The organism is Polynucleobacter sp. 31A-FELB, from assembly GCF_018882405.1.
In the GTDB taxonomy this organism is placed as follows: domain Bacteria; phylum Pseudomonadota; class Gammaproteobacteria; order Burkholderiales; family Burkholderiaceae; genus Polynucleobacter.
Genome location: NZ_JACVOO010000011.1, coordinates 12,824 through 29,208, shown reverse-complemented (window position 1 = coordinate 29,208; position 16,385 = coordinate 12,824). Strand labels below are relative to the sequence as shown.

18 protein-coding genes, 1 other RNA gene and 1 pseudogene are annotated in these 16,385 nt (G+C 47.6%); 16 read left to right on the top strand and 4 right to left on the bottom strand.

The genetic code is table 11. The features are described from left to right. Position 1 precedes the first annotated feature (1 nt). The 3 genes from ICN30_RS07840 to ffs form a co-directional block, all read right to left on the bottom strand. The gene (locus tag ICN30_RS07840) at positions 2–316 is read right to left on the bottom strand and encodes a helix-turn-helix domain-containing protein (RefSeq protein ID WP_370626614.1); all 315 of its coding nucleotides are present in this window, start codon (positions 314–316) and stop codon (positions 2–4) included. Continuing rightward, positions 309–641: a type II toxin-antitoxin system RelE/ParE family toxin gene (locus ICN30_RS07835; protein ID WP_216863412.1), complete on the bottom strand. Its 333-nt coding sequence runs from the start codon at positions 639–641 to the stop codon at positions 309–311. Before ICN30_RS07835 ends, ICN30_RS07840 begins: the two co-directional genes overlap by 8 nt. 290 nt (positions 642–931) lie before the next feature. After that, an RNA gene (gene ffs, locus ICN30_RS07830) (signal recognition particle sRNA small type) lies at positions 932–1,029 on the bottom strand. 32 nt (positions 1,030–1,061) lie between these two features. Here ffs and dnaX point away from each other — a divergent pair. The 12 genes and pseudogenes from dnaX to rlmD all read left to right on the top strand — a co-directional run bounded on the left by dnaX (position 1,062) and on the right by rlmD (position 10,889). Then, the gene (gene dnaX / locus ICN30_RS07825) at positions 1,062–2,726 is read left to right on the top strand and encodes a DNA polymerase III subunit gamma/tau (protein WP_216274584.1); all 1,665 of its coding nucleotides are present in this window, start codon (positions 1,062–1,064) and stop codon (positions 2,724–2,726) included. Between the two features lie 40 nt (positions 2,727–2,766). Then, positions 2,767–3,090 carry a YbaB/EbfC family nucleoid-associated protein gene (locus tag ICN30_RS07820; RefSeq protein WP_046330302.1) on the top strand — a complete coding sequence of 108 codons (324 nt, stop codon included), beginning with the start codon at positions 2,767–2,769 and terminating at the stop codon, positions 3,088–3,090. A gap of 25 nt (positions 3,091–3,115) precedes the next feature. Continuing rightward, on the top strand, positions 3,116–3,739 hold the full coding sequence (recR, locus tag ICN30_RS07815) for a recombination mediator RecR (RefSeq protein ID WP_216133499.1): 624 nt from the start codon (positions 3,116–3,118) through the stop codon (positions 3,737–3,739). A gap of 200 nt (positions 3,740–3,939) precedes the next feature. Further along, positions 3,940–4,164, top strand: coding sequence for a DUF6290 family protein (locus ICN30_RS07810; RefSeq protein ID WP_216274582.1), 225 nt, complete (start codon positions 3,940–3,942; stop codon positions 4,162–4,164). Beyond that, positions 4,148–4,417, top strand: coding sequence for a type II toxin-antitoxin system RelE/ParE family toxin (locus ICN30_RS07805; RefSeq protein WP_216274580.1), 270 nt, complete (start codon positions 4,148–4,150; stop codon positions 4,415–4,417). Before ICN30_RS07810 ends, ICN30_RS07805 begins: the two co-directional genes overlap by 17 nt. Then, entirely contained in the window at positions 4,417–4,614 is a 198-nt protein-coding gene (locus tag ICN30_RS07800; RefSeq protein WP_216274577.1) for a ParD-like family protein, read from the top strand. Before ICN30_RS07805 ends, ICN30_RS07800 begins: the two co-directional genes overlap by 1 nt. Before the next feature lie 169 nt (positions 4,615–4,783). After that, positions 4,784–6,202, top strand: coding sequence for a carbohydrate porin (locus ICN30_RS07795; RefSeq protein WP_216274575.1), 1,419 nt, complete (start codon positions 4,784–4,786; stop codon positions 6,200–6,202). 222 nt (positions 6,203–6,424) lie between these two features. Continuing rightward, on the top strand, positions 6,425–7,219 hold the full coding sequence (surE, locus tag ICN30_RS07790) for a 5'/3'-nucleotidase SurE (protein ID WP_216274572.1): 795 nt from the start codon (positions 6,425–6,427) through the stop codon (positions 7,217–7,219). 29 nt (positions 7,220–7,248) lie between these two features. Further along, positions 7,249–7,872: pseudogene (locus ICN30_RS07785) on the top strand (protein-L-isoaspartate(D-aspartate) O-methyltransferase); the annotation flags it as partial. Then, complete coding sequence (locus tag ICN30_RS07780) at positions 7,869–8,639, top strand: peptidoglycan DD-metalloendopeptidase family protein (protein WP_216274571.1); 771 nt, start codon at positions 7,869–7,871, stop codon at positions 8,637–8,639. The pseudogene ICN30_RS07785 and the gene ICN30_RS07780, both read left to right, overlap by 4 nt. A gap of 8 nt (positions 8,640–8,647) precedes the next feature. Beyond that, positions 8,648–9,469: a 3'-5' exonuclease gene (locus ICN30_RS07775; protein ID WP_216274567.1), complete on the top strand. Its 822-nt coding sequence runs from the start codon at positions 8,648–8,650 to the stop codon at positions 9,467–9,469. Continuing rightward, entirely contained in the window at positions 9,462–10,889 is a 1,428-nt protein-coding gene (rlmD, locus tag ICN30_RS07770) for a 23S rRNA (uracil(1939)-C(5))-methyltransferase RlmD (RefSeq protein WP_216274675.1), read from the top strand. The genes ICN30_RS07775 and rlmD overlap by 8 nt, the downstream gene beginning before the upstream one ends. Before the next feature lie 76 nt (positions 10,890–10,965). Here the strand turns inward: rlmD and ICN30_RS07765 are convergent, their stop codons facing one another. Then, the gene (locus ICN30_RS07765) at positions 10,966–11,667 is read right to left on the bottom strand and encodes a Bax inhibitor-1 family protein (RefSeq protein ID WP_216274565.1); all 702 of its coding nucleotides are present in this window, start codon (positions 11,665–11,667) and stop codon (positions 10,966–10,968) included. 294 nt (positions 11,668–11,961) lie between these two features. Here ICN30_RS07765 and ndk point away from each other — a divergent pair, with 294 nt between their 5' ends. The 4 genes from ndk to hisS are packed head-to-tail and all read left to right on the top strand — an operon-like array spanning position 11,962 to position 16,341. Then, positions 11,962–12,387 carry a nucleoside-diphosphate kinase gene (ndk, locus tag ICN30_RS07760; RefSeq protein WP_046330292.1) on the top strand — a complete coding sequence of 142 codons (426 nt, stop codon included), beginning with the start codon at positions 11,962–11,964 and terminating at the stop codon, positions 12,385–12,387. 46 nt (positions 12,388–12,433) lie between these two features. Then, positions 12,434–13,672: a 23S rRNA (adenine(2503)-C(2))-methyltransferase RlmN gene (gene rlmN / locus ICN30_RS07755; RefSeq protein ID WP_255533168.1), complete on the top strand. Its 1,239-nt coding sequence runs from the start codon at positions 12,434–12,436 to the stop codon at positions 13,670–13,672. An 18-nt stretch (positions 13,673–13,690) separates the two neighbouring features. Continuing rightward, positions 13,691–14,959, top strand: coding sequence for a flavodoxin-dependent (E)-4-hydroxy-3-methylbut-2-enyl-diphosphate synthase (gene ispG / locus ICN30_RS07750; RefSeq protein WP_216274562.1), 1,269 nt, complete (start codon positions 13,691–13,693; stop codon positions 14,957–14,959). Between the two features lie 44 nt (positions 14,960–15,003). Continuing rightward, positions 15,004–16,341: a histidine--tRNA ligase gene (gene hisS, locus ICN30_RS07745; protein ID WP_216274560.1), complete on the top strand. Its 1,338-nt coding sequence runs from the start codon at positions 15,004–15,006 to the stop codon at positions 16,339–16,341. Positions 16,342–16,385: the final 44 nt, after the last annotated feature.

The following is a 16,385-nucleotide window of genomic DNA, read 5'->3' as shown; positions in this document are numbered from 1 at the left end:
TCTACACCATCTTGATCATCAGTTTCTTGCCGCAAGCATTGGCGTACTTACGCAGAGTTGAGAAAGAAGGGGAGTGACTATCACTCCGAATCGATGATTCGAGACGCGAGATAGCGCTTTTAGTCGTCCCCATAATTTGCGCTACTTGCTCTTGCGTTAATCCAGCCTCTTTGCGAGCCTGAAATAATTCAGCGAGGGCGGCATACTCTTCCTCGAGTGCATCCCACGCCTTTTTAAAAGAGGGATTGGAAAATAGTTTTTCATCGTCTTTACGACTATGTGGGACGGGGGAAAATATATCTTTGTGCTTAACCATGTTCATTTACCTCTTTTAATCGCTTTCGCGCTTTTTTAATTTCCTTATCCGGAGTCTCTTGAGTTTTCTTGATGAAGCTATGCAAGATGATGATTTTTTTGCCAATCATCATTCCGTAGAAAACCCGCCCAATTCCTTCGCTTCCCTTGCAGCGAATTTCAAATAAACCATCGCCCATTGCTCTTGAGTGGGGCAGTCTTAAATCCGCCCCGTATTGCCCCATTAATTCCAGTAGTCGCCTGTAATCCGCAAGGATCCCTACCGGCCAAGCAAGAATCTCCGCTTTTGTTCGTTCATTGAAGTACAGAATGGTCCAAATGGCCAAATTTATGTTCTCATATATGTGAACTTATTGCAATCGCTGATTTGCTCATAAGTGGTTTTAAATGGTGCGCTTTAGGTTAAGAAGCTGGCTCTAAGCTTAAAAGTCAGTGGTGTCAGCTGGTATCAGGAAAGGCTGATTGTTCTGTAGGAATGCTAAAAAATGAAGAGCGATGCTTTGCGTGAAAATGAGCTTTGAATAGTGCGAGTAGAGGCTTGGCGTTTGGTTGGCCAATAGTGTGGGAAGCCTTATTCGTTAAGCGGTCTGCTTAAGCAAAAAATCTATATGGGAGGGTGGACGAGCCCGACCCCCGGCACTGACAGAATTGGGTTTGGCTGCTTCGTTCCCGACCTGACCAGGTTATCCAAACCGCCATGCGGGGAGGCCCGTCCGATTCCATTTTAGCTTGTTAGAATGTAATACATGACAGCATTGGCTTTAGCCCGTTCGTGGCGCCCTAAAACTTTCTCCCAATTGGTAGGACAAGACCATGTGGTTAAGGCATTAACCCATGCATTAGACCAGGGTCGACTACACCACGCTTGGCTATTTACAGGCACTCGCGGGGTCGGAAAGACCACAATCGCCCGAATTATGGCCAAAGCCCTCAATTGCACCGGTGAAGATGGCCAAGGTCGCATGACCTCAGAACCCTGCGGCAAATGCCCAGCTTGCCTAGAAATCGATGCCGGACGCTTTGTTGACTATATCGAGATGGATGCTGCGAGTAATCGCGGAGTAGATGATATTGCCGCTCTACTAGAGAAGGCAGCCTACGCACCAAGTAATGCGCGCTACAAGGTCTACATGATTGACGAGGTGCACATGCTCACCAATCATGCCTTTAATGCCATGCTCAAGACGCTCGAAGAGCCGCCTGAACATGTGAAGTTCATACTTGCGACTACTGATCCACAAAAGATTCCGGTAACCATTCTGTCCCGCTGCTTGCAGTTCAATCTCAAGCAAATGCCAGTCCCACTTATCGTTGAGCATTTAGAAAAAGTACTCGCCGCAGAAAAAGTGGATTGCGAAACCAATGCACTGCGTGTTTTGGCAAAAGCAGCACAAGGCTCCATGCGTGATGCCTTATCGCTGACTGATCAAGCCATTGCATATGCAGCTGGCAAAGTATCTGAAGAAGCTGTGCGCGGCATGCTCGGCACATTGGATGATGCTTATCTCATTCGTATTCTGGATGCTTTGATTGCAAAAGATGGTGCGACATTGCTAGCTATCTCTAATGAGATGGGTGAGCGCAGTATGTCTTTCTCATTAGCACTTGCAGATTTATCAAGTCTCATTCAAAAAATTGCTGCCGCACAAATTGTTCCAGAATCTGTTTTAGAAGATTGGCCTGAAGCCGCAGAAATTCATCGCTTAGCTGGTGCGCTCACAAAAGAAGAAGCGCAACTCTTCTACCAAATTAGCATTACTAGTCGTCCAGATTTATCGCTTGCTCCCGATGAACAAACTGGCTTTGCCATGACGCTCCTGCGCATGCTGGCCTTTCGTCCCGGAAATGAAACTCCAGGCAGGGTAGGGAATTCAGCGCCGCCAGTAGCAAGCGCCCCAAGACCAGCAGCACCAGCAAATCAAACAGCTGCTTCAGCAAGATCAGCATCTGCTCCAGCACCTATGGCAGCTAAGCCTGCCGCTTCAGCTCCAACAGCTCCTGCACCAGCAGCCACTGCATCTGCAGCCAATCGTCCAGACTGGCATGCCTTGATGCGTCAGTTGCCGGTTAAAGGTTTGGTTCAGCAGTTAGCGTTTCAGACAGAGTTACAAGATTGGGAAGATTCACCAGCAGGCGTGCGCGCTACGGTTGTGACGCCGATGCCTCAGCTGGCTTCAGAAGCTTCTGTTGGTCGTCTCGCTGATGCATTAAGTGCACACTTCGGCAAGCCGATCAAAGTATTAATAGAGAAGGGTGAAGTTGAAGGCAAGACAGTAGCTAAAGTCGATGCTCAGATTCATCAAGAGAAAAGACAAAACGCAGAGCAGATGATTGCTCAAGATCCATTTATTCAGCAATTAGAAAAAGAGTTTGGAGCCAAAGTAGTCGGTGGTTCTGTTAAGCCTCTTTAATTGTCAGATTTAACAATATTTGATACAAGGAAATAAAGCGATGATGAAAGGTGGCCTTGCTGGTTTGATGAAACAAGCCCAGCAGATGCAAGAGAAAATGAAAGTAGCGCAAGAGCAATTGGCTGCGCTAGAAGTCACTGGCCAAGCAGCTGGTGGTTTGGTTAAAGTCACTATCTCTGGCAAACACGAAATGAAACGCGTGCAAATCGATCCAGGCGCAATGGATGATCGCGAAATGCTTGAAGACTTATTAGTTACTGCCTATACAGAAGCATTCAAACAAGTAGAAGCTGCTAGTTCACAAGTGATGTCTGGTGCTACTGCTGGCATGCCAATGCCCCCTGGATTTAAGTTGCCTTTTTAATCATTAATAAAAAACTGTTTATTTAATGGCACGTCAAGAAGCTCCACAAGATGCTCTCGGTCGGTTGATCGAGGCATTGCGCGTATTGCCTGGAGTAGGGCCAAAGTCAGCACAACGCATGGCTTTTTATTTGCTTCAGCATGATCGCAATGGTGCGGCTGTACTTGCCCAATCATTAGGTGAGGCTGTAGAGACAGTAGGGCACTGTGCCCGTTGCAATACCTTCTCCGAAACCCAAATCTGTGCAACTTGTAATGATGATCGTCGTGATCCATCTTTACTGTGCATTGTGGAAACGCCTGCTGACCAAGTGATGGTTGAGCAGACACTGAGCTTTAAAGGTAATTACTTTGTATTGATGGGCCGCATCTCGCCACTTGATGGCATGGGTCCCAATGAAATCCATTTCGATCGATTACTCAATCGCATTGAATCTCCCGATACTGGAGTGCCAGTTAGAGAAGTCGTTCTGGCAACGAATTTCACAAGTGAAGGTGAGGCCACAGCCCACTACATTGGTGAAGTACTCAAATCCAAAGGCATCAAAGTCACCAGAATCGCTAGAGGTATTCCGGTGGGTGGTGAACTGGAGTATGTCGATGCGGGAACCTTAGCCAGGGCGCTGATGGATCGTCGAACAGTAGGGTAGCCCTCTAAAACCCTTTTGCCAATAGCGTTGAATGCTGAGCACTGCTTCAATAAAATACTTCTTCGTAACTTTTTTTAAAGATGCTCAATCACTTTGACATCTTTCTTACCCAACCCTCTTAACTAAATAATTGCCATTGCAGTAGCCCCTACAAATTCGTCATAATTGCTATACTTGTATAGCAATTACTAGGAGGCTATATGCTGGCAATACGATTACCCAAGGAAATTGAATTGAGACTTGATAATTTGGCCAAAGCAACTGGAAGAACCAAAACCTTCTATGCCCGCGAAGCGATTCTGGCTTACCTGGAAGATTTAGAAGACTTATATCTTGCTGATAAGAGTATGAAGGCGTTGAAAAGTGGCAAAGTAAAAGCTATTCCATTGGACCAAGTGGAGCGAAATCTTGGTTTGGCTGATTGAGTTTTCCCCATCAGCAGAAAAACAATTAAGAAAATTTGATCCAAAGGTAGCCAAAAGAATTTTTGAGTTTTGCAGAAAGAGACTTGCCGTTCAGGCTGATCCAAGAATTCTGGGTGAAGCTTTAAAGGGCAAGGAGTATGGAGACTACTGGAGGTACCGGGTCGGAGATTATCGAATTATTGCTTCTATTCAGGATAAGGAAATTAGTATTCTCGTCTTGAGTGTTGGCGATCGAAAGCATATATATAAATAATGCCCAAAGTGATTAGGTTGTCTCAGGGTCTAGTGATGCAAGCTAGGGATGCTGGCAAGGTTGCCGGAAGATCCTCCTCTCAACAAATTGAGTATTGGGTTCGCTTAGGAAAATCTGCTGAAGACCATTCCGAATTAACCGGTCAAATGTTGCTTGATATCGTCAATGCTCAAGCCCAGCAGCCCAATCGTCACTAAATCGACATAAATTCTAGGTAAATTGCCTCTTTTTGGGGATAATTTGGCCTGCACTCCAGTTGAGCTTCAATCTCACGCCGTGCCTATCTGAGTTGTCTTGTTTGTTACCCCGGTAGATCTGGCCCTTAGTTTTCATTGGCCATTGATGCTAAGTAATGCGAAATTGTGAATGACCCACAAATCCTATCTTCTCCTGTTGAGCTTGTTTGCTGCTATTTGCAGCACGACTGCGCTCGCTCAAAAAGCAGGCTCAGGCTCAGATCAAGTTGCGAGCTTTGCCTCGCCAATTGATGATCTGCCAACCGAGGGAAGTTTGTGGGGCATGCCCGTAAATCTTCACGGTCAAACCACTTACATTAATCAGCGTTACAACAATTTCACATCCTCATACGCTGGCGAAAATAGTTTGAGCTCCCAGAAGTCGATGAGCTACACCTGGTCTGGCACGCTATTCATGGGCGCACGAATTGCACCGAATACCGATGTCTATTTCAATCCAGAAGTTGTATCTGGTATTCCATTCTCCGATCTAGCAGGTTTAGGTGGATTTACCAACGGTGAAGCTACTAAAGCCAATGGCGTACAAGCCAAGTTTTATTCTGCCCGTGCTTTTGTACGTCAAACGATCAATCAAGAGGGTGACAAAGTCGTTCTTGAGAATGAAGCCAATCAAATTACTCAAACAGTCAGTAGCAACCGCGTAGTGCTCACTGGCGGCCAGTTCTCTACGCTCGATATTTTTGACGATAGCCGATACGCTAAAGACCCCCGCATTCAGTTCATGAACTGGGGCAATATGACCTACTTGGCATATGATTATGCAGCCGACGCACGTGGCTACAGCTGGGGCTTGGCAGGGGAGTGGTATCTCGATAACTGGGTGATGCGTGCCTCACGCATGCTTGCACCGAAATCCCCCAATGGCCGTGATCTCAATTGGCAAATCTTTAATACTTACGGCGATCAAGTCGAGGTAGAGCGTCAGCACAATATTGCCGATCTGCCTGGTAAGGTCAGCGTTTTGGCTTATCGCAACAAAATGATGTTGGCTAGGTTCTCTGACGCTACCAATTACATTGATCAGGACCCAAATGCTCGCCAAGGCACTCAAGCGATTAATAACGTCCGCAACAATATGCAGATCAAAACCGGTATTGGTATTCATGGTGAGCAAGCTCTAACAAGGGATCTTGGCATTTATGGCCGCGCCTTTACTTCCGATGGCCATACAGAGACCATGTCTTTTACTGAAGCCGATAATTCACTATCAGTTGGTTTGGGTATGAATGGCACAAGTTGGAAGCGCCCCAATGACAGCATTGGAATCTCGATGATGCAAAACGGCCTATCCAGCTATCGCCGTTCTTACCTGCAGGCAGGTGGCGTTTCTTACTTTATTGGTGACTACGCTAGCCCAAGTCAGACGATTTCCTATTCACCAGAGCGGATCGGCGAGGTTTATTACAACGCCACCGTGATCAAGAACGTTCTGGCCGGCTTGAACTTTCAGCACATCATCAACCCAGCCTATAACTCTGCCCGTGGACCAGTAAATATCCTATCTTTTAGGATTCATGCCGAGTTTTAATCGTTTCGGGCTGACCCTGCCTAATTAGGCTATAAAAATCAATTAGATATGTGTTTTTTGGGGGTTCCTTGCGCCTGTGCACCCCTATAATCAATAAAAGTGAAGTCGTTAACTTATTTTGCGTAATTGAGCTGTTCCAAGGGATGCGAATCTAGGCTTTAAAGCGCTCATCTGGAAACAGTATGAGTCAAGTAGAAGTGATGGGATCGCATTAAAAATACTATGAGTGAAAATACAAAACAGCCGCACATTCTCATTTCAAATGATGACGGCTACCTTGCCCCCGGTCTTTTGGCCTTGGTTAATGCTATTCGTCCATTGGGGCGAGTAACAGTCATTGCCCCTGAGCAAAATCACAGTGGCGCCTCCAATTCTTTAACGCTTTCACGACCACTATCGATTCATCGTGTGGCTGGTGGCGAGCGTGATGGTTTTCTATTTATTAACGGCACTCCAACTGACTGCGTCCATATTGCGATGACAGGTTTCTTGGATGAAAAACCGGATCTCGTGGTCTCTGGCATTAATCAAGGCGAGAATATGGGCGAGGACACCTTGTACTCTGGCACCGTGGCTGCTGCAGTGGAAGGTGTGATGTTTGGAGTTCCTGGCATTGCCTTTTCCCAGATTGATAAGGGTTGGAATCGCATCGAGGATGCAGCTAAAGCTGCGCACGATATCGTCGCGCAGATGTTGGCATCCAAGTTGGGCCACACTGAAGGTGCCGCCACATTGCTCAACGTCAACATCCCCAATCGTCCTTACGCTGATTTATCTCGTTGGCGTGTAACCCGTTTGGGCAATCGCCATCATTCGCAGCCGGTAGTAGTTCAAAAAAGCCCACGTGGTGATGACATATATTGGATTGGAGCGGCAGGGCATGCAAAAGATAGCTCTGAAGGCACAGACTTTCATGCAATTGATGAGGGATGCATCTCGATCACGCCGATGCAATTGGATTTAACACATCATGCTCGCTTAGCTAGCATGCGCGCTAATGGCTGGACGCGCGGTTGAGACCAGCAGCGGAGCGTAATGCTGGCCATCGGCAAGCCTTAGCTGCGAAAGTGCTCGCAGCTGGGGTTAAGCACGGTAAAACATTGGAAGCTATTGCTACCGTTCCCCGTCATGCATTTATGGATGCAGGGATGCATCCTCAGGCTTATGAAGATACTGCTTTACCGATTGGACATTCACAAACGATTTCCAAGCCATCGGTAGTGGCGCGCATGATCGAGCTTTTGCACAAGCCCAAACAGACCTTGGGAAAAGTATTGGAAATCGGTACTGGCTGCGGATACCAGGCGGCAGTGCTCAGCTTGCTATCGGATGAGGTGTATTCAATTGAACGAATTCGTCCATTACACGACATGGCTAGAGAGAAACTCCGCCCATTTCGAATTAAGAACCTGCGCCTGATCTATGGCGATGGCATCTTGGGTCTACCGCAGGCTGCCCCATTTGATGGAATTATTCTGGCGGCTGCAGGTTTGGGGATTCCAGACGCATTATTGGATCAATTGGCTATTGGTGGACGCCTAGTGGCTCCGGTTGCCAAAAATGAGAAAGAGCAGCAATTGATCATGGTTGAGCGGATGAGCTCCCAGCGCTATCAAAGGACCGTTCTGGACGAGGTCTTTTTTGTCCCCTTACAATCAGGGGTAGTATGAAAATCCCTATGAATCTCCTATCTAAATACTTCTTATTGCTAGTCGCCATGACTTCCTTGGTGATCAATGTGGGTTGCTCAACTACCCCAAGAGCGAAGCCAGCGAATGTGGTTGATCGCAGTGGTGGCAGTAATGAGCCAACTCCTCCGGGCTACTATCGCGTCAAGCGTGGTGATACTTTGGCGCGGATTGCATTGGATAACGGACAGTCTCCACGGGATTTAGCGCAGTGGAACAATATGTCGAACCCCAACCAGATTGAAGTAGGGGATCTCATTTTGGTAAAGCCACCAGCCAACAGCAAGATTACTGTTAAGCCCATTCCAAAAACTGCTGGCGACACTCCAAAAGCCGATGCGGCAAAAGTAGATACTCCTAAAGAAAATCCTAAAGAAATCGTTGCCGAGCCTGGTATTCGTTTGTCATGGCCAGCCAAAGGCAAGGTCAGCGAAGATTTCAGTGAAAAGACTAAAGGAATCGATATCGCTGGCAAGCTAGGCGAGCCCATTACCGCAGCATCAGATGGTAAGGTGGTCTACGCTGGCAATAGCTTGCGTGGTTACGGCAACCTCGTCATCATCAAGCATGACAACACGTATCTCACAGCCTATGCTCATAACCGCACACTCTCGGTCAAAGAGGGTGATGCAGTGAAGAAGGGTCAGAAGATTGCGGAGATGGGTGATACCGATACCAATTCAGTAAAACTCCACTTTGAATTACGCGTGAATGGCAAGCCAGTAAATCCTACGCCGTATCTGCAGTAATCGCCAGTATGGCAACCGTACTTGTCTTTGATATTGAAACTATTCCTGATGTTGCGGGATTGCGTCGTCTCAATGGCTATCCCGACACCTTGTCTGATAGTGAAGTCGCCGCTAAAGCGATGGCTGAACGTGCGGAAAAGACAGGCAGTGAGTTTTTGCCGCTGTATCTGCAACGTATCTGCGCTATCTCTTGCGTCATACGCAGGACAACCAAGGACGGCTCACCCCAAATCAAGGTTGGCACACTAGGTACTGCGCAAGATGATGAGAAGGTATTGATTCAGACCTTCTTTGAGCTCGTTGAAAAATACACCCCGCAGTTAGTGTCTTGGAATGGCAGCGGCTTTGACCTGCCGGTTTTGCATTACCGCGCCTTAGCAAACCATGTGCAAGCACCGCGCTACTGGGAGATGGGCGAGAGTCAAGAAAACGATAGCCGTGAATTCAAATGGAATAACTACATCAGTCGTTATCACATGCGTCATCTCGACTTGATGGATCTCTTGGCTAAATTTAATGGTCGCGCCAATGCGCCTTTAGATGGCTTGGCAAAACTCTGCGGTTTCCCGGGCAAGATGGGCATGGATGGCAGTCAAGTCTGGCCTGCTTATCAAGAAGGCAGGATCGATGAGATTCGTCGCTATTGTGAAACCGACGTCGTCAATACCTATCTGATGTACTGCCGTTTTCAGTTGATGCGTGGTGGCTTCTCATTAGAAGAGTACAAAGAAGAAATCACTTTCGTTAAAGCCTATTTAGAAAAAGAATCTAAAGAGCCGCATGGCGAGCAGTGGCAAGAATATCTCTTGGATTTCGCTCCCGATGCGTAGAGGAGAAAAGCCAGTCCATATCGTTGTGACTGAGCCAGTACGAGTTGACTCCCTTGATCTAGATGCCCAAGGCATTGCGCGCTTAGCGCCGAATGAGGAAGAGGCTGCAGAGGGCCAAAGCGGCAAGGTCATTTTTATTCAGGGGGCATTGCCAACTGAGCTCGTCACTTATGTCATTACCCGTGACAAAGCCCGTTTCAGCAAAGCAAAAGTACTCGACATCCTTAAGCCTGCAGTATTTCGAGCTGAGCCTAAATGCAAAGCCTTTGGTGTTTGCGGTGGTTGCACTATGCAACATTTGGATATACGGGCGCAGGTTGCAATGAAGCAGCGTGTACTTGAGGATGATCTAAAGCACATAGCAAAAGTAGCCCCCGAAGAAATTCTTCGCCCTATGGGTGGTCCCGCTTGGGAGTACCGTCATCGCGCGCGCTTAAGTGCGGTCAATCGCTCGATCAAAAAAGGCACTGTACTGATTGGGTTTCATGAGGGCAAGAGTGGTTATGTCGCTGACATGACTGCTTGTGAGATTTTGCCTAAACATGTTTCTGATCTGCTGCCAGAAATGCGTAAATTGGTCATGGGCCTATCCATTGTCGATCGGATGCCGCAAATTGAGATTGCTGTAGGCGAACCTGAGGATCCCAATTCAGATGATCCAAAAAAAGCAAAGCCAGTCACTGCATTGGTTTTCAGAAACCTTCTGCCACTAACGCCAGCCGACGAACAGTTACTCAGAGACTTTGCGGATACCCATCAAGTCTGGGTGTGGTTGCAGCCTAAAGGCATTGAAACCGTTGCGCCGTTTTATCCATTAACGGACAAGCTTTGCTATCGCCTTCCTGAGTTTGAAATCGAGATGCCATTTAAACCGGCGGATTTCACGCAAGTGAATCACATGATGAACCGTGCATTGGTCAGCAGGGCGATTCGCCTCTTAGAGGTTCAAGCAACTGATCGAGTGCTCGATTTGTTCTGCGGCATTGGTAATTTCACATTGCCGCTCGCAAGAAGGGCAAAAACCGTATTAGGTATCGAGGGCTTAGAAAGTCTGACCACCAGAGCTAAAGCCAACGCCGAACACAATCAGCTCGCAGATAAAGTGAGCTTCATGCAAAGCAATTTGTTTGAAGTGACAACAGAAACCATTGCCTCATGGGGTAGGGCTGAGCGCTGGTTGATGGATCCTCCGCGTGAAGGCGCCATGGAGATCTGCCAAGCACTAGCCTTATTGCATGAGCAGGGGAGTGATCTCCCGCCCCAGCGCATTGTGTACGTCTCCTGCAACCCAAAGACCTTAGCCAGAGATACCGAGATCCTTTGCCATCAAGCAGGCTACGTTCTCAAGAGTGCAGGCATCGTCAATATGTTTCCTCACACTTCACACGTGGAGTCGATGGCGGTATTTGAAAGGCCTTGAGAGCTTAAGAGGTCAGTATCAATATAAAGAAAAAGGCACCCGCGGGTGCCTTTTCTATTGAAGCTTGAAGTAATGCTTAGTCTCTATTGCCGCCCACAATGCCCAAAAGTGCGAGCAAGTTGGTGAAGACGTTATAGACATCCAGGTAGATAGCTAAAGTAGCCATGATGTAGTTGGTTTCGCCACCATTAATGATGCGTTGAACATCAACCAAGATGAATGCTGAGAAGATCGCGATTGCTAAAACCATCACAGTCAACATCAGAGCAGGTAACTGCAACCAGATATTGGCCAATGAAGCCACGATCAAGAGCAGTACACCAACCATCAACCATTTGCCCATGCCTGAAAAATCACTCTTGCTCACAGTAGCAATGGTTGCCATCACAGCAAAAATTGCACCAGTGCCGCCAAAAGCCAGCATGATCAAGGTAGCGCCATTACTGTAGCTATTGAGTGTGTAGCCCACCAGGCCGGACATCATGATGCCCATGAAGAAGGTAAAACCTAAAAGCAGCAGAACACCAGCTCCGGTGTCTTTGTTTTTCTCAATTGCCCAGAAGAAGCCAAAGGCGATTGCCATAAAGACGATGAAACCCATAAAAGGGTTGCTCGCCATGAAGTTAAGCCCAAATGCAACGCCAAGCCATGCGCCAATGACAGTAGGGACCATTGAGAGCGCCAAAAGGGCGTAGGTATTGCGTAGTACGCGGTTGCGTATCTGTGGGGTGCTAATCGAGCCTGTTTGCCCAAAGCCGTAAGAGTTCAGATCACTCATATTGACTCCTTTTTCATAGTTAATACACGAGCCCACAAGGGGCTGTTGACAGTAAGTATAGACAAAATGGGGTAATTTCAAGCCCCCCATGAAAAGAACTACAAATCGAAGGGTTATGCCCTGTAAATTCAATAGCTTAGCTACGCCCAGATCAGGGTAAATACGGTCAGGCGATGTATAATTCGGGGGTCGCTGAATTCCTGGCGCGTTGTAGGAAATAGGGCAGAAGTTCACCCTGGGTCCAAATTGGCGCTAATTTCAGCAAAATCTTTGAAATCACTATTGGAGTTTTACATGGCTATCGAACGCACCCTTTCAATTATCAAACCTGATGCTGTTGCAAAAAACGTAATCGGCAAGATCTATGACCGTTTCGAATCTGCTGGTTTGAAGATTGTTGCGTCCAGAATGGCGCATTTGTCACAAGCTGAAGCTGAGCAGTTCTACGCTGTGCACGCTGCACGTCCTTTCTTTAAAGATTTGGTGAGCTTCATGATTTCTGGTCCTGTAATGATTCAGGTATTAGAAGGCGAAGGCGCAATTGCTAAGAACCGTGACTTGATGGGCGCTACTGATCCTAAGAAGGCAGACAAAGGCACTATTCGTGCTGATTTTGCTGACAGCATCGATGCAAACGCTGTTCATGGCTCTGATGCTCCTGAAACTGCTGCTGTCGAAGTTGCATTCTTCTTCGCTGGCATGAACGTTTTCAATCGTTAATCCACGATTGCTAACGAATAACCTATTTAATACATAAGTAGGCGCATTGACCTCCCCGCGCGTAAATCTCTTAGATTTTGACGCTGACCAAATGGCAGCGTATGTCGCGGGGTTGAATGAAAAGCCCTTTAGGGCGAAGCAGCTCATGCAATGGATACACCAACGCGGTGTTTCTGACATTAATGACATGAGTGACTTAGCAAAAAGCTTTAGAGCAACCCTGCTCGATAAAGCAGAAGTCCTTTCTCTCCCGGTAATTAAAGATGAGCATGCAGCAGATGGCACCCGCAAGTGGTTGCTAGACGTTGGTGCTGGTAATGCTGTGGAGTCTGTATTTATTCCTGGGGATGATCGTGGCACTCTGTGTATCTCCTCCCAGGCAGGTTGTGCAGTCAATTGCCGTTTTTGCTCAACTGGGCATCAAGGCTTCTCGCGTAACCTCACCGCCGGTGAAATCATTGGCCAACTCTGGTTTGCAGAGCATTTACTCCGTACTGATCCGAATGCCATTCGCCGGATTGAGAAATACCCAACACCAGGCTGGGAGCACACCGGTCGCGTGATCTCGAATGTGGTCATGATGGGCATGGGCGAGCCCTTGCTGAACTATGACAACGTCGTTACTGCTTTGCGTTTAATGCTCGATGACAGGGCTTATGGTTTATCGCGTCGCCGTGTGACCGTATCCACTTCTGGCGTTGTGCCGATGATTGATCGCTTGGCGCAAGATTGCCCAGTAGCTTTGGCCGTGTCATTGCATGCGCCGAATGACAAACTGCGGGATCAACTTGTCCCGCTAAATCAAAAATATCCCTTAAGAGAATTGCTTGCTGCGTGCGAACGGTATTTGCCTTTTGCCCCAAGGGATTTCTTAACCTTTGAATACTGCATGCTCGATGGCGTGAATGACTCTGATATTCAGGCAAAAGAGTTGGTGCGCTTATTGGCGAACATCAAGTGCAAGATCAATCTCATTCCATTTAATCCATTCCCAGAATCTGGATTGAAGCGTTCAACAGCGCAACGTGTGCATGCTTTCGCCAGCATATTGTTAGACGCCGGCATGGTGGCCACTGTTCGTAAAACCCGTGGTGATGATATTGCTGCTGCTTGTGGCCAGTTAGCAGGTGACGTAGTTGATCGCACAAGAGTGCGTGAGCGTGCAGTACATGACAAGCAAATAGAGCATGATTTAGAGGATGATGCCCAAGAGCTCGAAGATGAAGAAGAGCAAGAGTATCAAGCCGAGCACCCAGTGCAGTGGCTCAAAAGATTAGACGACTGATTTCACAATACAAGTCCAATGAGTAATTCATCTCACAATCTTCCAAAGTTGCCTTTAGGCCCATCGCCTAAGAGGGCTACTCGTCAGGCAACCGTTGCCTGGAAAACAAACATCATTACGATTGGTGGCGATGCGCCAGTACGCGTCCAATCCATGACCAATACCGATACTGCAGATGCGGTCGGTACCGCGATTCAGGTTAAAGAGTTGGCACGTGCTGGCTCAGAAATGGTACGTATTACGGTAGATACGCCAGCAGCAGCTGAAGCAGTGCCATACATTCGTGAGCAGTTGGACAAGATGGATGTTTTGGTCCCATTGATTGGCGACTTCCATTACAACGGCCACACTTTATTAAACGACTACCCAGAGTGCGCCAAAGCTTTATCTAAGTACCGCATCAATCCAGGTAACGTGGGTAAGGGCGCTAAGCGCGATCCACAATTTGCACAAATGATCGAAGCCGCTTGTAAATATGACAAGCCAATTCGGATTGGTGTGAACTGGGGTAGCCTAGACCAAGACTTGCTTGCTAGCATTATGGATAGCAATGCAGCTTTGCCTGTTCCCAAGACTGCACAAGAGGTCATGATTGAGGCATTGATTCAGTCTGCATTGCAGTCTGCAGAAAAGGCTGTGGAGTTCGGCATGAACCCCAATCAAATTTTGCTGTCTTGCAAGGTAAGTAATGTGCAAGATTTAGTAGCTGTGTATCGCGACCTCTCACGTCGCTCTGATTACCCATTGCATTTAGGTCTTACAGAAGCAGGCATGGGCAGTAAAGGGATCGTATCTTCAACGGCGGCAATGGGCATCTTGTTGCAAGAGGGTATTGGTGACACGATTCGGGTTTCTTTAACTCCGGATCCTGGTGCGCCACGCGAGAACGAAATTATTGTTGCCCAAGAAATTTTGCAAACCATGGGATTGCGTAATTTCACGCCGATGGTGATTGCTTGTCCTGGTTGTGGAAGAACAACAAGCACGACCTTCCAAGAGTTGGCTGCCAACATTCAGTCATACCTGCGTCAACAAATGCCAGTCTGGAAAAAAACCCACCCAGGTGTTGAAGCAATGAATGTTGCAGTCATGGGTTGTATCGTGAATGGCCCAGGCGAGAGTAAGCATGCGAATATTGGCATCTCATTACCCGGTACTGGCGAGACTCCGGCTGCCCCTGTCTTTGTAGATGGCATCAAAGTAAAGACTTTGCGTGGTGAGAACATTGCTCAAGAGTTTCAGGTGATTGTGGATGAGTACGTGAATCAGAATTACGCACCGAAATAAATGAAGCAAAAAATGAACAACAAAGAAGAACTGAAGCGCACACCATGACTGACCAGGCTAAGCAAGCTAATCCAGCTAAAACACAAAAGATCCAAAAAATTAATGGCGTTCGCGGCATGAATGATCTTTTGCCAGCGGATGCTGCACAGTGGACGCATTTAGAGCACGTCTTGCGCGATCTCACTCGCGCCTATGGCTATGAGTTCTTGCGCACTCCGATTGTGGAAGCGACTGCAGTGTTTCAACGCGGCATTGGTGAAGTAACCGATATCGTTGAAAAAGAAATGTATTCCTTTGAGGATCGCCTGAATGGTGAGCAACTCACATTGCGCCCAGAAGGAACTGCTGCCGTAGTTCGTGCCGTAGTTGAGAACAATCTTCTTTATGAAGGACCAAAGCGTCTTTGGTACACGGGGCCAATGTTCCGCCATGAGCGTCCACAGCGTGGTCGATATCGCCAGTTCCATCAATTTGGTATTGAGGCGATGGGCTTTGCTGGTCCGGATATTGATGCTGAAATCATTTTGATGGGTCAACGCCTGTGGGATGAGCTCGGCTTGAAGGCCGTACGTCTAGAGATTAATTCTTTAGGACAAGCTCCCGAGCGTGCTGAGCATCGTGCCGCCTTGGTAACGTACTTTGAGAAAAATAAAGAACAGCTCGACGAGGATTCCCAACGTCGCTTGCTAACCAATCCATTGCGTATCTTGGATTCTAAAAATCCAGCAATGCAGGATTTGATTGAAGGCGCGCCAAAGTTATTGGATTTCTTGGGTGAAGAGTCACTCAAGCATTTCGACGCAGTAAAGACATTGCTCAAGGCAAACAATATTCCCTGCAAGATCAATCCCCGTTTGGTTCGTGGTTTGGATTATTACAACCTGACTGTTTTTGAGTGGATTACCGAAGAGTTAGGTGCCCAGGGTACGATTGCTGGTGGTGGTCGCTATGATCCCTTGATCGAGCGCATGGGTGGTAAAGCTGCTCCAGCTTGCGGTTGGGCTATGGGTATGGAACGGGTTTTGGAGTTGATGAAGGTTTCTGGATCCTTACCAGAGCCACAGGCTCAGTGCGATGCCTTTGTCATTCACCAAGGTGGCGAAACCTTGACTGCTGCCATGATCATTGCTGAGCGCCTTCGTAACGCCGGTATCGATGTTGTCCTCTTTTGCCCTCCAGATGGCCAAACTGCCAGCTTTAAGTCCCAAATGAAGAAGGCGGATGCGAGTGGGGCGGCTTATGCGGTCATTATTGGACCGGATGAATTGGCTAAAAATGAGGCTCAGCTCAAGGATCTTCGTAGCAGCGGTGAACAGAAGGCTGTAGCGCTAGATAGCGTTGTGGAGGCTGTAATTGATGCCATAGTTGGCGCCACCGAATAGAATTAAGACATTAATATTAAAAACTGTATTTATTAGCTTGGATT

What these genes read in the sequence shown, in the direction of transcription:
- ICN30_RS07840 (WP_370626614.1), bottom strand. Translation starts at nt 316, where the DNA reads ATGGTTAAGCACAAAGATATATTTTCCCCCGTCCCACATAGTCGTAAA.
- dnaX (WP_216274584.1), top strand. Translation starts at nt 1,062, where the DNA reads ATGACAGCATTGGCTTTAGCCCGTTCGTGGCGCCCTAAAACTTTCTCC.
- ICN30_RS07820 (WP_046330302.1), top strand. Translation starts at nt 2,767, where the DNA reads ATGATGAAAGGTGGCCTTGCTGGTTTGATGAAACAAGCCCAGCAGATG.
- recR (WP_216133499.1), top strand. Translation starts at nt 3,116, where the DNA reads ATGGCACGTCAAGAAGCTCCACAAGATGCTCTCGGTCGGTTGATCGAG.
- ICN30_RS07810 (WP_216274582.1), top strand. Translation starts at nt 3,940, where the DNA reads ATGCTGGCAATACGATTACCCAAGGAAATTGAATTGAGACTTGATAAT.
- ICN30_RS07800 (WP_216274577.1), top strand. Translation starts at nt 4,417, where the DNA reads ATGCCCAAAGTGATTAGGTTGTCTCAGGGTCTAGTGATGCAAGCTAGG.
- ICN30_RS07795 (WP_216274575.1), top strand. Translation starts at nt 4,784, where the DNA reads ATGACCCACAAATCCTATCTTCTCCTGTTGAGCTTGTTTGCTGCTATT.
- surE (WP_216274572.1), top strand. Translation starts at nt 6,425, where the DNA reads ATGAGTGAAAATACAAAACAGCCGCACATTCTCATTTCAAATGATGAC.
- ICN30_RS07780 (WP_216274571.1), top strand. Translation starts at nt 7,869, where the DNA reads ATGAAAATCCCTATGAATCTCCTATCTAAATACTTCTTATTGCTAGTC.
- ICN30_RS07775 (WP_216274567.1), top strand. Translation starts at nt 8,648, where the DNA reads ATGGCAACCGTACTTGTCTTTGATATTGAAACTATTCCTGATGTTGCG.
- rlmD (WP_216274675.1), top strand. Translation starts at nt 9,462, where the DNA reads ATGCGTAGAGGAGAAAAGCCAGTCCATATCGTTGTGACTGAGCCAGTA.
- ICN30_RS07765 (WP_216274565.1), bottom strand. Translation starts at nt 11,667, where the DNA reads ATGAGTGATCTGAACTCTTACGGCTTTGGGCAAACAGGCTCGATTAGC.
- ndk (WP_046330292.1), top strand. Translation starts at nt 11,962, where the DNA reads ATGGCTATCGAACGCACCCTTTCAATTATCAAACCTGATGCTGTTGCA.
- ispG (WP_216274562.1), top strand. Translation starts at nt 13,691, where the DNA reads ATGAGTAATTCATCTCACAATCTTCCAAAGTTGCCTTTAGGCCCATCG.
- hisS (WP_216274560.1), top strand. Translation starts at nt 15,004, where the DNA reads ATGACTGACCAGGCTAAGCAAGCTAATCCAGCTAAAACACAAAAGATC.